10 protein-coding genes and 6 pseudogenes are annotated in these 15,492 nt (G+C 32.4%); 3 read left to right on the top strand and 13 right to left on the bottom strand.

Going from position 1 to position 15,492, the window contains the following annotated elements; genetic code table 11:
* The first annotated feature begins 26 nt into the window (after nucleotides 1–26).
* Nucleotides 27–710: a DUF1129 family protein gene (locus tag ABLV90_RS06955; RefSeq protein WP_069832660.1), complete on the top strand. Its 684-nt coding sequence runs from the start codon at nucleotides 27–29 to the stop codon at nucleotides 708–710.
* Between the two features lie 237 nt (nucleotides 711–947).
* Here the strand turns inward: ABLV90_RS06955 and ABLV90_RS06950 are convergent, their stop codons facing one another.
* The 5 genes and pseudogenes from ABLV90_RS06950 to ABLV90_RS06930 form a co-directional block, all read right to left on the bottom strand.
* A complete protein-coding gene (locus tag ABLV90_RS06950) occupies nucleotides 948–2,108 on the bottom strand; it encodes an MFS transporter (protein ID WP_460872397.1) in 1,161 nt (386 codons plus the stop codon).
* Between the two features lie 265 nt (nucleotides 2,109–2,373).
* Nucleotides 2,374–2,862: a DUF456 domain-containing protein gene (locus ABLV90_RS06945; protein ID WP_069815247.1), complete on the bottom strand. Its 489-nt coding sequence runs from the start codon at nucleotides 2,860–2,862 to the stop codon at nucleotides 2,374–2,376.
* A gap of 6 nt (nucleotides 2,863–2,868) precedes the next feature.
* Complete coding sequence (locus tag ABLV90_RS06940) at nucleotides 2,869–4,077, bottom strand: sugar efflux transporter (protein WP_460872396.1); 1,209 nt, start codon at nucleotides 4,075–4,077, stop codon at nucleotides 2,869–2,871.
* 95 nt (nucleotides 4,078–4,172) lie between these two features.
* Nucleotides 4,173–5,029 (bottom strand): annotated as a pseudogene (locus tag ABLV90_RS06935) (LysR family transcriptional regulator).
* Nucleotides 5,030–5,244: 215 nt separating this feature from the next.
* Nucleotides 5,245–5,974 (bottom strand): annotated as a pseudogene (locus ABLV90_RS06930) (DUF402 domain-containing protein).
* Nucleotides 5,975–6,186: 212 nt separating this feature from the next.
* On the opposite strand from ABLV90_RS06930, the gene ABLV90_RS06925 reads away from it, so the two are divergent.
* Nucleotides 6,187–7,299 (top strand): 5-methyltetrahydropteroyltriglutamate--homocysteine S-methyltransferase, encoded by a 1,113-nt coding sequence (locus ABLV90_RS06925; RefSeq protein ID WP_460872395.1) that lies wholly within the window; start codon nucleotides 6,187–6,189, stop codon nucleotides 7,297–7,299.
* 112 nt (nucleotides 7,300–7,411) lie between these two features.
* On the opposite strand, the pseudogene ABLV90_RS06920 reads toward ABLV90_RS06925, so the two are convergent.
* From ABLV90_RS06920 to ABLV90_RS06905, 4 genes and pseudogenes are all read right to left on the bottom strand, one after another.
* Nucleotides 7,412–7,913: pseudogene (locus tag ABLV90_RS06920) on the bottom strand (cupin domain-containing protein).
* Between the two features lies 1 nt (nucleotide 7,914).
* Nucleotides 7,915–8,631 (bottom strand): YebC/PmpR family DNA-binding transcriptional regulator, encoded by a 717-nt coding sequence (locus ABLV90_RS06915; RefSeq protein ID WP_069815234.1) that lies wholly within the window; start codon nucleotides 8,629–8,631, stop codon nucleotides 7,915–7,917.
* A gap of 230 nt (nucleotides 8,632–8,861) precedes the next feature.
* A pseudogene (locus tag ABLV90_RS06910) lies at nucleotides 8,862–9,219 on the bottom strand (transcriptional regulator, SarA/Rot family).
* Between the two features lie 334 nt (nucleotides 9,220–9,553).
* Nucleotides 9,554–10,213, bottom strand: a complete 660-nt coding sequence (locus ABLV90_RS06905) for a Bax inhibitor-1/YccA family protein (RefSeq protein ID WP_069815232.1) — start codon at nucleotides 10,211–10,213, stop codon at nucleotides 9,554–9,556.
* A gap of 428 nt (nucleotides 10,214–10,641) precedes the next feature.
* On the opposite strand from ABLV90_RS06905, the gene ABLV90_RS06900 reads away from it, so the two are divergent.
* A complete protein-coding gene (locus ABLV90_RS06900) occupies nucleotides 10,642–11,454 on the top strand; it encodes a LysM peptidoglycan-binding domain-containing protein (RefSeq protein WP_069815230.1) in 813 nt (270 codons plus the stop codon).
* Between the two features lie 326 nt (nucleotides 11,455–11,780).
* On the opposite strand, the gene ABLV90_RS06895 is transcribed toward ABLV90_RS06900, so the two are convergent.
* The 4 genes and pseudogenes from ABLV90_RS06895 to ABLV90_RS06880 form a co-directional block, all read right to left on the bottom strand.
* Nucleotides 11,781–12,788: an anion permease gene (locus ABLV90_RS06895; RefSeq protein ID WP_460872394.1), complete on the bottom strand. Its 1,008-nt coding sequence runs from the start codon at nucleotides 12,786–12,788 to the stop codon at nucleotides 11,781–11,783.
* Between the two features lie 13 nt (nucleotides 12,789–12,801).
* Nucleotides 12,802–13,419 (bottom strand): DUF47 domain-containing protein, encoded by a 618-nt coding sequence (locus ABLV90_RS06890; protein WP_002508370.1) that lies wholly within the window; start codon nucleotides 13,417–13,419, stop codon nucleotides 12,802–12,804.
* A gap of 369 nt (nucleotides 13,420–13,788) precedes the next feature.
* Nucleotides 13,789–14,818 (bottom strand): annotated as a pseudogene (locus ABLV90_RS06885) (sensor histidine kinase).
* Nucleotides 14,811–15,486, bottom strand: a pseudogene (locus ABLV90_RS06880) (response regulator transcription factor). Before ABLV90_RS06880 ends, ABLV90_RS06885 begins: the two co-directional pseudogenes overlap by 8 nt.
* Nucleotides 15,487–15,492: the final 6 nt, after the last annotated feature.

The raw sequence follows: 15,492 nt of genomic DNA, 5'->3' as shown, positions 1-15,492 counted from the left end.
TCTATAAAAAGGACTGCGAAATTCAAATGAAATCTACTGACAAATTAATGCGAGAAAATAATGTAAAAGCTTTACGATTAAATAATACAGATAGAGATGCATTCGAAAATTACATGACATACGTCCGAGCGGATTTAAGTGTTAACCCTCACGATTCTGAAAAAATGTTAAATCGTATTTTAAATCAATTATTAGAAGCTGAAAAAGAAGGCATACTCGCCATGGATTTCTTTGAACATGATCCTAAGTCACATGCCAAAAAGGAACTCAAAAAATTACCAAACGAAACAGTTTTAAATATTTTCAAATACATTATTCAGCATATTTTCTTGTTATTTGGGATATTTTGTTTTCTTAAAGGATTTATTGGCTTTTTCATTGGTGCGAAACGATTATATTTATATTCATTTCCTCTTGTCGTGTTAGTGGGCATTTTTATCATTTTTCTATTTATATGGATGATATTCCGAACTGTGCAAATGCAATGTTTTACAAAGTCTCATTGGACATGGATATTAACGTATATCGTCATTTTATTACTATTATATGCAATATTTTATGTATTTTTCATTCCTCAATCATTTTTAGCATTTGGGCCTTATATATTAATTAGTAATTGGTCTTTTATTATAATCTCATTTGTCGTTATACCTATCGCTTTATTTATTGATCATCATTATACAAATAAAGATGCGAATACATCTTTATAATTTTGTTCTTTGAATAACAGCGGCTATTTCGTTATAATGCCTAGACTTTTAATAAAGTACTGTACTTACTACCACCTGATTTTCTACGTGCACCTAGCGTCCACCTTCAAAAGCGACATATTTTAAATAGAAAAGCACTAATCTATTATAAACTAATAGATTAGTGCTTTTCATTTGAGAATGAGATATTTATGTCCCAGTTCTCTTATTCATATTGTTACGTGATATGCGTTGCTATTAAGGCGCCATGCCTTCTTTTCTCTCCACAGCGATACTAATAAACAAGAATACCAGACCGATTGCAGTTAAGATTGGTGCAATTAAACTTAATGATGCTATCGGTAAATTCGTCACGACAACGCCACCAATAAAGGCACCTAGCGCATTACCTAAATTAAATGCAGATTGGTTTAATGTACTTGCAAGCGTAGGCGCATCTTTAGAAATAATCGTACTTTTAAATTGTAATGATGGACTCATACTAAAGCCGATTAAACCAAAGAAGAATATGCCTGCTACCATAAAGAAACCATTCATTTGTATAAAGTATAATAATAGGAAGTAAACGATAAAGATAGAAAAAATAATTTGTAATGCTTTATTTAAATTCCAATCCGCAAGTTTACCACCTACGACGTTACCTAATGTCACACCTACTCCAAAAATAATTAACAGATAAGAGATCAAGTTTTCTTGTACATTTGATACATCAGTCAATACCGTAGAAATATAAGTGAAGTATGCAAACACACTACTGAAACCAAATAATGTCACTGCTAATGTTAACCATAAACGTTTTTCTTTTAAAATTTGTAATTCTTTTTTCATTGATGATTTTATCGTGTCACGTTGCATAGGCACAAAAATAATAATACCTATAAGTGCTAATGTCCCTATAATAGAAATAATGATAAACGTCATCGGCCACCCAAAGTTTTGACCTATTAATGTCCCGAATGGTACACCTAAAATATTACTTAAACTTAATCCCATAAACATTAGTGCCATCGCACTTGCACGTTTCTCTGGCCGCACCATATTCGCAGCTAAAATAGAACCTATACCAAAGAATGAACCATGAGCCAACGATGTAATAATACGACTCGTCATCATAAAGCCATAACTCGTACTAAATGAAGCAACAAAATTCCCTAATATAAAAATACCCATTAATGCGAGTAATAAATATTTTCTATTCCATTTAATCGTTAACATAACTATGATAGGCCCACCGATTGCAACACCTAATGCATAGCCAGTTATAAGTTGTCCTGCCTGACTTACAGTTACGTCAAAATCTCGTGCAATATTAGGTAATAACCCCATAATTACAAATTCTGTCATACCTATTGCAAACGCACCGATTGCAAGCATCCATATAGCAATTGGATATTTCATTTTGACTCCCTTCAAAACTCTTATTTTTTCACACATTTTGTGATTATACTAAAATTCAGTTGCCAAAAACAAGGGTATTGCTTGATTTCTTTCCATTTTTATAAATAATTCGCTTACATTTAATTTTAGCTGTATCCATTTAATAAATTGCATTACATCATCATACTACTAAGAACACAAAAAAAGTTAGCAATCATCAAATGAAAGTTAAAAGCGCTTAGAACACTTAATTACCCTTCTTATGACAATAGCTAACTCGCTAATTTTAATTAATTAGTAATGCGTCAATAAAGAACCACACGACCATGATAAACATGATAATCCCTTGCGCAACAGCACTCGCTAAAAATGCTACGATGGATCCAAAACTTGCTTTTAAAGCCTTTGAAAAGTTAGGTTCTTGTATCATTTCAACAACGAGTACCGCAATAAATGGAATAATAATAATTCCAAATGGTGGAAATACAAAGCAACCTACGATTACACCAATAAGTGCCGCATACTCGCTGAGCTTAGAACCACCAAATTTATTCACAAAATATTTATTCATGACGAAATCTGCTACCAGAATAAACACAGTGAATAAAATCATTGATACATAGAATATCCATGATAAATTACCATTATGAAATGCGAATTGATAAATTAAAAACCCTACCCATAATACAAGCACTGATGGAATAATAGGTTTAATTAAACCTACAAATGCTAAGACGAATGATGCGATAATTAATAGCCATAAAATTACTGTCATTTTTATCTACTCCATACTTTCTTCTGTGAATTTTTGATCTTTCGTAAAGTATATTAATATCATACCTAAAAAGATAGCTGTCGCCGATACAAAGAATACATTACCTAAACCTACCCAGTGACTCATAATTCCACCTAATAAGTTCCCACATAACTGACCTATCACCATCGCGTTAGCAAAAAGTGTAGATGCATATCCTGGAAAATCCGGTAAAATATCTTGGAAATAACTGATGCCTAAACCAAGTAATATTGCTAAGAAAATAGCTAAAAATACTTGTCCCACAAACATCATCACTAGACTTTCAAATACGCCAATACTAAAGTAAAATAGCCCACCAAATAGTCCACCTAACATCAGTAAAACACGTGTCGTGAGCTTAGCTGATAAAATACCTAACACGACCATAAATGGAACTTCTAAACCGGCACATAGACTGGCTAACCCGCCTACATATCCTTCAGCTTCATTCAAATATTTAGTGACAAACAACGGCATATTCAATGTATACATCCATTGGCCAATATGTAATAAAATAAAGGCTAAAAATGGAACTAATAATGCCTTGTCATGTAACATGTTAGGGGCTTTCGCCTCAACTTGATTCACATCAGTTGTTGTTTGTTTAGTTTTGATATCTTTAAAAAAGAATACCTGTAACATCAGTGTAAATAAAATAATGGTAACAGTTCCAGTAAATAACCCTGCATAACCATTTACACCTAATAATAAAGCGCCGATTAACGGACCAAACAGGAATCCAAATGAAAACATGGAACGCAATACGGCATTCGCAAACTTCGCTCTATCTCTTGAAGCAGAAACATTGATAGACTCTCTAGCTGAAGCGTACATTTGAGGCATTGCAGGCGCGAAAAATCCTTGAAAAACAGCATACATAACAATAAATATCCATATTTCATGAATATAGAAGTAAATAGAAAAACTGACAGCACCCATTAACAGTGCTGTAATAATTATGACTTTCCTATTTATATTGTGTGTATCAGAAAAGCGTGCAACAATCGTGTTCATTATAAATTGACTGATTGTTGCTAATGCTAATAGCAGACCATATTGTGTAGAAGTCATACCCAAATCATTGGTCGCAAATAAAATAAGATAAGGTACAGTGATTGAGATTCCCATACCTAAAAGCATCATATTGACTACAAATAGTTTGTAATTCTTAATATGTAATAAAGCACTAAACATATAACAAACCTCTATTCTAATAAATTAGGTGTCAATTCTTGTATATTACTTAAATACGCAATGTATCAATGCTTATGTATTAGCTCTCATTGATGTTATTCAACATATTCCATCATTAAATTGATAAATGATTCTACTTGAGGCAATTGTAACATGCTAGAATCGTAACTTAAAAATGTAGAACGAATCAATGGTTTTTCATCTATATTTACACGTCTAAATTCAAACTGATCACGGTCTAGATGCTTCATCATGATTTCAGGTAAAATTGTTACACCGACACCATTCAACAACATTTCTTTACATGTAGCCACTTGATCAACAGTAATCATAGCATGATAATCTTGACCAATTTGACTCCCATACCATTCTTTAATTTGGTTAATATAAATGGGATCTGCTTGAAATTCAATAAATGGCATTTTATCAACATCCTCATATCGATTTTTAGGATTAATAAAATAATGCTCATCATTAAATAAGTGTGTGTTACTTAAGTTCATAATTTTATTCCCACGTATAATCATCACATGGTAATCTCTATGGTTTGCTTTAATTTGTTCACTCGAACCTACTTGAACTTGAATTTCTACATTAGGAAATTGGCGTGTAAATAAGTTTAATACTTGCGGTAATAAAGTTTGTCCTATTAATGAAGAACAACCGATTGAAATCGTACCATTGACTTCACCAATGTGCGCTTGCATTTTATCTAAAAACAAACGCTCTTTATTTAGCATATCTCTTGCATGCTCTATAATCATCGAACCTTCTGTTGTGGTAATCAATTGTTTCTTAGTACGTATAAAAACATTTACACCAAAAGCATTTTCAATTGATTTTAAACGTTGTGTTACTGCGAGGTTGTGAAATATATAATATTTCTGCTTGCTTTCCTTAGTGTTCTTGTTTCATCTAAAGTGGTTAACAAGCGATAATCGTCAATCTTCATATTATCCCCCTATATTTTAAAAAGCACTTTTAATCACTTCATTTATTGATTGTTATTCATTTTCTCAAAACATTTCATAGTATCATTTCAATCTTTAAATGATGTCTGTTCTTTATTCTTTATCATCTAGCAGTGTCACTATAACATGATTCACATCATACTCATACACCGATTCACCATGCATAGATCATCCAATTATATAAGTGCATATAAGCTTAATGTTCTGGCTCTGAGTCGCGATGCGTTGGATAATTTTGGTTGTAATTGTGACTTTGCTGATTGTGGTTTTCATTTTTAATATGCTTGTTTGGATGTTTATGATCGTGTGGCTTGTGTGGTTTATGTTTATATGGTTTATGTTTATGCTCATTATGTTTGGTTTTACCATGTAATGGGTGGTTGTGGTTTTTTGATTTTTGTTTAATCTTGTAATAACAATACATAATTTTATCTTTCATAGTTGAAAAATCAGCTTCAATTTTTATCATTAATTGATGCGCAATAATATAAGCTTCGTGATATTGTTTTTTAGTAATTTGTCCTTGGTCTAAAGCACGTTGTAAATCATCTTCATCTACAAGTTCATATTCCCCATTTGGCAATACAAGTACATCTAAACATAAATCTATTGTACGTGCATTTCCTTTTTGTGTAACATTCTTAATATTTATATCAAAGTAATATTCTAATGGGTTGCCCTTGTCATCTAGCATCACTGTAATGCTATATCGTTTTTTTTCGGGCAAGATTTGTAGCCATTGATAGTTATCATCCGCAACAATAATATTTTGACCCACCACTGTGACCTCTAATGGTTCTCGTACTTTTTTCATCGTCACCAAACCAATAATACCCTTGAACTTGTTGTTGTTTACTTTGACTTCTGTATACTCTTTGTCAATGATACGACGCCAGTTGACGCTTATCAATATATTTTACTTTCACTGTCACCAACTCCTTGTCATTATTATATAAAACTGTTTACTTTATGTCATCTTATGGATTATACTGAACGTCTTCCAATTTTGTATCACGAATTTAATTATTATTATTGTACTATATTTCATAGTGTAAAAGCGAAATTGACAATTATAATAAAGTTTGATAGATTTTATCTATATTTTTCTGAAAATTCTATAAATAAAGGAGCTAGTAACATGGCAGTCATTCAAAGACCTTTTAGAGCCGATCATGTCGGTAGTTTATTAAGACCACAACGCCTAAAAGATGCACGTAAAGATTATCAAAATGAAGTCATCGATGCACAAGCATTACGAGATATCGAGGACGAAGAAATTGAGCACATCATAGAGAAACAACTAGAAGTAGGTTTACATAGCATCACTGATGGCGAATTCCGCAGAAGCTGGTGGCATTTCGATTTCTTAGAAAATTTAGGTGGCGTCAAAGGCTATACATCTGATCGTGGTTTAGCATTTGAAGGTGTTGAGACAAGAAATCATAATGTTAAAGTTGAAAGTAAAGTCGCTTTTAACCCAAATCATCCACATTTTGAACACTTTAAATTTTTATATGACAAAGTTAACGGACGTGCAACAGCAAAAGTATCTATCCCAAGTCCAAACCAATTGTTCCATCCAAATATATTAAATGAAGACATTTATCCAGATATCGAAGCTTATGCACATGATGTGGCTCAGGCTTACCGTGAAAGTTTACTCAAATTTTATGAATTAGGCGCGCGTTACATTCAATTAGATGATGTTTATTGGGCTAACCTAACTTCTGGTTCTCAGAAAACACGTGGACGTGATCGTACTGAAGCAGACAAAGAAGCGACACGTCAACTTGCATATCGTGTTGTAAATGAAGCAGTCCAAGATTTACCAGAAGACCTACTTATTACTACACATATTTGTCGTGGTAATTATCAATCTACTTGGGCAATTTCAGGTGGTTACGAGCCAGTCGCACCTTATTTATTCAAAGAAAATTTAGGTGGTTTTTTCTTAGAATATGATGATGATCGTTCTGGTGATTTTGAGCCATTACGCTTCTTCCCTAAAGAAAATTCAGCAGCTGTATTAGGTCTTTTCACTTCAAAAACTGGTGACTTAGAAGATAAATCTGCCATCCTAGCACGTATTAAAGAAGCACAACAATATGTTGATTTAGATCAAATTTGTTTGAGTCCACAATGTGGCTTTGCTTCAACAGAAGAAGGCAATAAATTGACTGAAGATGAGCAATGGAACAAACTAGCTTACGTTGTAGAAATTGCAAATGAAGTCTTTGGAACAGCAAAATAAACTTACTTCACTAACCAGTACGAAGTATTAATATTAAAAATGAGAGGCCTATCAGATTCTAAAAATCTGATAGGCCTTTATTCATATACAGATGTTTTAAATTAGAAATTAACTAATTTCGAGCTATATCACTTTCGGATAAGGCATAACGTTCATGAACATCTTTTAAACTTGGAAATTGATTATTTAACCATTCTTTACTAAGTAGTTCAAAATGTTCAAATTCAAATGCGGGTTGGCACATGCAACCAACAAGTGCATAACCATTTTGACCTTCAATCGAAGACGCAAAAATCGTCCCTTTTGGAACCACGTATTGTAGAACATCACCTGTTTCAAGGTCTTTACCAATTGTCACACTTTGATAATGTCCATCCGGATCAATCATATGCACTGTTAGAGAATCCCCAGCGTGATAATACCATATTTCATCTGCATCAATACGATGAAAATGCGATATATTGTCATGTGTTAACAAGAAATAAATACTTGAATATGCTTGCTCTTTCATTTAGATAATTTGAATTAGCTTTGATAACCTCTTTATAATAGCCACCTTCTGGATGTGGCTGTAAATCTAATTGGTTAAGCCAATACTGAATATTTCCATCCATATTACTTCAAATCCACATTATGGAAAACATTTTGAACGTCTTCTAAATCTTCTAAAGCATCAACTAAGGTTTCAAACGCTTCTTGATCTTCTTCAGATAATTCTATATCTGATTGTGGCAACATCTCAAATTCAGCGACCTTAAATTCTTCAACACCTGTTTCACGTAGAGCATCTTGAACTTGAGCAAATTGATCTGGCTCAGCGTAAATAATAGTTAACCCATTTTCTTCAATAATGTCTCTCACATCGATATCTTTTTCCATCAATGCCTCTAAGGTATCATCTGCTGATTTGCCTTCAATACCAAACACAGCCGTATGATCAAACATATACGCAACTGACCCAGAAACACCCATATTACCGCCATTTTTACCAAAAGCCGCACGTACATCAGAAGCAGTTCTATTCACATTTTCTGTTAATGCGTCTACGATAATCATTGACCCATTTGGTCCAAAGCCTTCATATCTTAATTCATCGTAGTTTTCTTCACTTGCGCCCTTAGCTTTTTCTATCGCTCGATCAATAATATGATTCGGTACAGAATAAGTCTTAGCTCTTTCTAAAGTTAATCTTAGCGCCTGGTTTGATTCCGGATCTGGTTCACCTGATTTAGCCGCTACATAAATTTCTTTACCGAATTTAGCGTAAATTCGACTTGTATTTTTGTCCTTTTGAGCTTTTTTCTCTTTAATATTATTCCACTTACGTCCCATACTTTCATCACACTTTCTCGAAAAATATTTTTATTAACATGATATATTATACAATAATTTAGCTCTATTACATAGAACTACGTATATAAATGACAAATAACCACACCTTATATATTACATAATAAATAAGACTAGTCATACGCAACAGAATTTCATGTGTATCACTAGTCTTTTAAATCATCTCAAAATATGAATCAATAAAGGACATCTCATTACTTGATCCACATTTTTTATTCAGTATATGATTCAATTTCATCTAATAATGCCTTGTAATGTGCTTGCGTTTTTTTCGTTCATTAATAAGTATACTTTACGTTCATCTTCTGTTGAACGTATCTTACTTACTCTATCTTGATCAATCAAACGACGAATGGAAGCAAGCACTTTAGTTCTACTCAAATCCAATTCCGCAGTAGCAATTTTTAAAAATGGTCGCATCAACATATGCTTTTCACTACAATTTTGCTGAATGAGTTCTAAAACTGCTACATCATTGATTGTCAGTTTATATTTTTGTTCTATGTAATGCGTTAAACTTTTATATTCTTTATAAACATTTAAAAATTGCGCCTTTTTCTCTTCATTCATTGCTATCACACCTCCAATTGAAATTATGATGAATGTATCTAACACCTTGCGAAGTAACACTGTTTTATTTTTGTATTTTTTTATTTGAATCAATATACTTTTATCTTTACGTAATTTTGAATAAAATAATTAAATTTGTCAACACTTTTTTATTAATTTAACTAAATTATAATAAACACTAATTAGGTCACTTTTTTAAAATCGTCTCATCACTAAATATTCGCTGAATGTAAAAATACACCCTTAAAGTTAAATACTAAAATCAACTTTAAGGGTGTACTCATGTTAATTACTTAATTATCAAAAAGCAAATACTTTATCGATAGTTGCTTCTTTATTTTCTAAATTTATTCGCTAGTCTTAAAACATATTTTATAATGTGTAATAAATTGATGAATAAATTAAAGCCCATTTCTCTTGGTGAGTATTGCCCCCGTTTCATACGATTAAAATCGTATAATGTGTAAAGAAGGAACAATAATAGACCTACCACAGTAATAATCGTATGGAACAATGAATTTTGAATAAACATACCAATCAAACTTGCAACAATTAGCGCTATTAATGTTACAAATAAATATTTACCCATACTTGCGGCATTACCAATTACAAAAAAGCCTATAATGCCGAACACCATAAATCCTGCAATGGCAAGAATTACATTTTTATAGAATACTTCAGGTCCTAAATTTTGCATATATGTCGTAAATGTTGCGAATGATAGCAATCCTACTACAATTGCATATATGTGAGAAATGACTAAACCATATTTACGCGCTCTGTTAAAAATAACAGTGATAAGAACTAAACCAAGTAATACGAATGATAAAGGTCTTCTCCATTCCAATGGCAAGTATTGTCCGAAGTAACAACCAATGCCAAAAATAATCCAGTAATAGACAAAAAAGAGCCATACTTTTCCATAAGCATGAGACTTAGATTTATCTTTAGACTGTTGTTTATGCTTATTTATATGTTGTGCCGTTTCAGCCAATTGATTCACTCCTTAACTATAAAATAATATTTAAATACTTGAATATTATAATAACATCAATAACCTTCAATAAACGTAATACTTTAACTTTCACTATTTCAAACCATACCAAACATAATTCTTATAATTTTCCAAGTGTATTGAGCTAATCCTATCTATTTCTAACTACAAGCAACTTAATTGTTACAAATACGAAAAAACTAAATACCATTCTCTCTTTATAAAGTCTTATAAATCGCATAATAAGCGTCTTGAGGGACTTAACCCTTTTTGCACTCAAATATTAATAATATTACATCTTTATAACAACACACACAAAACATCTGATTTTTGATAGTATGGAACGTGAATTCAGATTAAAGAAACTATCACATATATTTAATACATATCTGCTTTTAGGGTATATAGGAATTGAAGGAGGAGTTCTTTTGAAAAAGTTAGCATTTGCAGTAACAGCTGCTTCAGGCGCTGCAGCGGTTATTTCTAATCATGAAGCCGATGCATCAACACAACACACAGTGAAATCTGGTGAGTCACTTTGGACAATTTCACAACAATACGGTGTTTCAGTAGATGAAATCAAACAAAGTAATGATATCAATAACAATATTGTATTTCCGGGACAAGTTATTGAAATTGGTGGAAGTGGTTCACAAGAGCAAGGCTCAAGTTCAAACTCTTCTTCACAATCATCTGGCGGCTCAACGCATACTGTAGAATCTGGTGAGTCATTAAACACAATTGCAAACAATTATGGTGTTTCAGTAGATGAGCTTATATCAGCAAACAATTTGAGTGGATACATAATCTATCCGAATCAAACATTAACAATTCCAGGGGCAACTGGTGGTTCTGGCGGTTCTGGTGGTACAACAACACCAAACCAAAATACAGGTAGTTCATCAGCAAGTGATGCTAATCTATACGATTGGGGTCAATGTACATGGCACGTATTTAATCGTAGAGCTGAGACTGGTAAACCAATTAGCACATATTGGTGGAATGCTGATCATTGGGCAAACAATGCAGCAGCAGATGGTTATACTGTAAATAATACACCAAGCGTTGGCTCAATTATGCAAAATTACGAAGGCCCTATTGGTCACGTAGCTTATGTAGAACAAGTTAATCCAGATGGTAGTATTTTAATTTCAGAAATGAATTATAATACTGCACCAGGGACAGTAGATTATCGTACAATCCCAGCTTCACAAGCTTCAAGCTATAATTATATTCATTAATGTATGAATTTCATATTGAATAAAAAAGCAGTTAGACTTCTATTTAGAATGCTAACTGCTTTTTTATTTGAACTATTTTAAACAAGATCACATACAACATCACTCATAAGCTCACTCAGTCGTCTTATGAGCTTGTAAATAGCTTTTACTGCCTACTTACTAACATATCTTATTAAATGCTTATAACAAAGTCACTGATGTCTATAAATAAAAGACCGAGGCTGGGACATAAAATACATGCTCAGCCTCGGTCTTATTTTGAGAATAGACAATCACGCCCAAACTCTTTTATACTTCAAACGCTAATCACGCTATAACATACCTAATTATAGGAAGATATTCATAACGAAATAAACAAGGGCGGCAACAATTGCAGAAATCGGCATTGTGATAACCCATGTAACAATCATACGTTGCGCAGTATTCCATTTCACGCCTTTAATACGATTAGATGAGCCTACACCTAGAATAGATGAAGAAACAACATGCGTCGTTGATAACGGAAAATGTAATGAAGATGCTACAAAGATTGTTAAAGCTGATGATAAATCTGCCATGACACCATTAGCCGGACGAATTTTCATTATATTACCACCAACTGTTTTAATGATTTTCCAACCACCAACAGCTGTTCCTAACCCCATAGCAGTGGCACAGGCAATTTTAACCCACAATTGTGGTTCAACAGAACCACCTGGTTGTAAGTTAGCTACGATTAAAGCTAATGTAATAATACCCATTGATTTTTGAGCATCGTTGGTACCATGTGAAAATGATTGTAACGACGCTGTGAAAATTTGGAAGAATCTAAAGTTTCTATTTGATTTTGTTAAGTTTGCATTTTTAAATACGACTTTAACAATTGAATACATAATGAAACCTACACAAAAAGCAATTACTGGTGATATCAGTAATACAGCAATGATTTTTGTAAAACCTTCATAGTGTAATACGGCAAACGACCCTTGCGATGCGATAGCCGCACTCGCAATGGAACCAATTAACGCATGAGAAGATGAACTCGGTATACCATAAAACCAAGTAAGCAAGTTCCAAAAAATTGCTGCAATGATCGCTGATAACACCACAACAAGCCCATTTTCTAATTTAAATGGGTCTACAATATCTTTAGTTATTGTACCCGCAACTCCAGTAAAAGCTAATGCACCAATAAAGTTCATAACTGATGCTAATATAATAGCAGTTCTAGGCGTTAATGCACGGGTTGAAACAGCAGTAGCGACAGCATTGGCTGTATCATGAAAACCATTGATAAAGTCAAAGATAAGTGAAAAAATAACGATAGCTACTGTGATGATTAAAATATATTCCATTAGTTAGGACTCCTTAGCTATTTTTCATAATTATAGTTTCAAAGTTATTCGCTACAGCTTGACATTTATCTGCAATTTCTTCCATGCTTTCATAAATTTCTTTTATTTTAATAAGCGTTATTGGATCTGTTTCACTGTTAAAAATATGTTTGATTGATTGACGTAAAATGCCATCACAATTTGTTTCAAATTCTTTAATATTAATAGAATGAATACGCATATGCGATAATTTTTTATCAACAAGTAACCCAACAGCTAATTTCATTTCTGCAATAGCTTTTTGGATATTATCAACAAATTCAGCCATGTATTCATCTGTATATTCAATTGAATACATTTCAAACATCGCTGACGTTTCTTCTATTGCATCTAAAACATCATCAATTGCATTACATAATGAAAGGATATCCTCACGTTCAATTGGTGTGATGAAGGTTTGGTTTAAATCGGAAATCACTTGATGCATTAATTCGTCACCGTGTGATTCATATTTTTTAATATTGTCTGAATAAGCTTTCAGATCTAAGTGCGTATTAAAATCCATTTTCCCAAACTCAATTGCCGCTCGATCTAAGTTAAAGACCATTTCTTCAAGTTGCACCATGAACTTATCTTTTTTCTTGTTAAACATCCAAAAAATCCTCCATTTACAGCGACTGTTTCCAATCAGCTTCAATAAATTTAAAAAATCAAAACTCTTTTAAGACAAATTAAAATTGGCAAGATTAACAATTCACTCATCATCACTTAATGTGTCCTTACGTTCATGGAAATGAGTCTTTGCTTCTATACCGGTTAAAAAATCTCACAAATGTTGATTTGTCCTTATATGAAAATAGCACAAAATTTACAATTCCACAATTAAATTTACAATCTCTTAACATTTAAAATTTGTAGGAGCAAAAATTTTGTCCGAAATATATTTTTCTAAAATTTATTATAGTTCACATTTTAAATTTGCGAATTTCATAATTAAAAAGCAATGAAATCATAACAGATTTCATTGCTTTTCAGATAATCTTGCAACAAGTTCATTTTGATTAGGAAACATAAATGAAGCCTTGGTTCCAATTTGTTCTTCTGAAGTGATATCCACTCGGATTCCTAATTTGTCTTTAACGTTACCTACTAAATATAGACCAATGCCCGATGAAGTGGTCTCATTACGATAAGCAGTGGAAGTAAATCCTTTATCGTAAATTCTCGGCAAATCTTTCTTACTAATTCCTCTACCTTCATCTATAATTTCAAGTGTTACATGTTTATTAACTATATGAGCTTTAATGTGAATTGTACTATCTTCACTATATTTAATAGCATTAGATAAAATTTGTCTTATCATCATCCGACACCATTTTGTATCTGTATAGACATCATAGTCCGCTTCAAAATCAAGATCGTAATCAATGCCTTTAGATTGACTAATATACCTTGTGATTTGTATTTCTTCTATAATAAGACGTTTTAATGCTACATGTTCAAAATATAAATCATTATTTTGAAACTCTAATCTCGTTAAAAATAATTGTCTGTCTAACATTCCATTAATTCTCGACCACTCAAAAAGCAAGGCGTACTTTCGCTCTACATCTTGCTCTTTTTCGATCAGTAGCTTCATTGCTCGTTACTGGTGTCTTAATATCATGCACGAAATCAGTTAATGACGCTTCAGTTGTTTGAATTTGTTTTTTCTGAGTTGTAACTAACATTTTCTGACTTGTAATTTGATTATACAAATAATTGACCATCTCTTGTTGAAATGGTGTATCGGCAAGAGATTTATGCTTTAGTTCTTCAGGCTCGATGTTATTGTACAAATGTTTGAAAAATTTTACTTCCTTTATATATGTATATAACAAAAAAATAACTGAGATCCCTAAATTCAAAATAATAATATAAAAAATACTACTTACACTGATATCGTAATCTAAATATGCAATAAATAGAAAAATGAAATGTAATAATATGAGCCAAAGTATCCAATTTAATCGTGAGCGTAGAAAGATAAATAACCATTGAATGTTAGCCATGCGCCATATACCCTTTGCCTATTTTAGTTTCAATCGCATCATTCATATCAATATCAGCTAACTTTTTTCTTAAACGATTCACATTAACAGTTAACGTGTTATCACTTACAAATGCTTCATCATCCCACAATGCTGTAATCAAAGTATCTCTAGTAACGATTTGATTTTGCTTTTTCACTAGCATTTCTAAGATAATCATTTCAGTCTTAGATAAATAGATTTGAGCATCACCTTTACTAATGCTATCTTTAGATAAATCTAAAGTCGTTTCCTGCCAAGACAGTACACGCTTCTCATCAATACTGAATTGATAGACGCGTCTATATATAGCTTGTAGTTTTGCAATAAGTACACTCGTATTAAATGGTTTTTGGACATAATCATCTGCGCCTAATTCCATACTCATAACTTGGTCCATTGGGTTATCCCGTGAAGATAAGAATAGAATAGGTGTATTGGAGACCTCTCTAATTTTTCGAGTCCAATAGAAACCATCATACTTAGGCAATTTAACATCCATAATTACAATTGCGAGCATTCACTTCTTCAAATTTTGACATAACATCATTAAAATCACTGATGCCATGCACTTGAAAGTCCCATTGTTCTAATTCTTCACTCAGTTCTTTAAATAATGTCATATCATCTTCTACTAATAAAATGTCCACATGATC

The organism is Staphylococcus sp. 2S1 (assembly GCF_046721335.1).
In the GTDB taxonomy this organism is placed as follows: domain Bacteria; phylum Bacillota; class Bacilli; order Staphylococcales; family Staphylococcaceae; genus Staphylococcus; species Staphylococcus equorum_A.
The sequence above is the reverse complement of the archived record's forward strand: the minus strand, read 5'-3'. Positions and strand labels throughout refer to the sequence as shown.

What these genes read in the sequence shown, in the direction of transcription:
- ABLV90_RS06950 (WP_460872397.1), bottom strand. Translation starts at nt 2,108, where the DNA reads ATGAAATATCCAATTGCTATATGGATGCTTGCAATCGGTGCGTTTGCA.
- ABLV90_RS06925 (WP_460872395.1), top strand. Translation starts at nt 6,187, where the DNA reads ATGGCAGTCATTCAAAGACCTTTTAGAGCCGATCATGTCGGTAGTTTA.
- ABLV90_RS06955 (WP_069832660.1), top strand. Translation starts at nt 27, where the DNA reads ATGAAATCTACTGACAAATTAATGCGAGAAAATAATGTAAAAGCTTTA.
- ABLV90_RS06915 (WP_069815234.1), bottom strand. Translation starts at nt 8,631, where the DNA reads ATGGGACGTAAGTGGAATAATATTAAAGAGAAAAAAGCTCAAAAGGAC.
- ABLV90_RS06940 (WP_460872396.1), bottom strand. Translation starts at nt 4,077, where the DNA reads ATGTTTAGTGCTTTATTACATATTAAGAATTACAAACTATTTGTAGTC.
- ABLV90_RS06890 (WP_002508370.1), bottom strand. Translation starts at nt 13,419, where the DNA reads ATGTTTAACAAGAAAAAAGATAAGTTCATGGTGCAACTTGAAGAAATG.
- ABLV90_RS06945 (WP_069815247.1), bottom strand. Translation starts at nt 2,862, where the DNA reads ATGACAGTAATTTTATGGCTATTAATTATCGCATCATTCGTCTTAGCA.
- ABLV90_RS06895 (WP_460872394.1), bottom strand. Translation starts at nt 12,788, where the DNA reads ATGGAATATATTTTAATCATCACAGTAGCTATCGTTATTTTTTCACTT.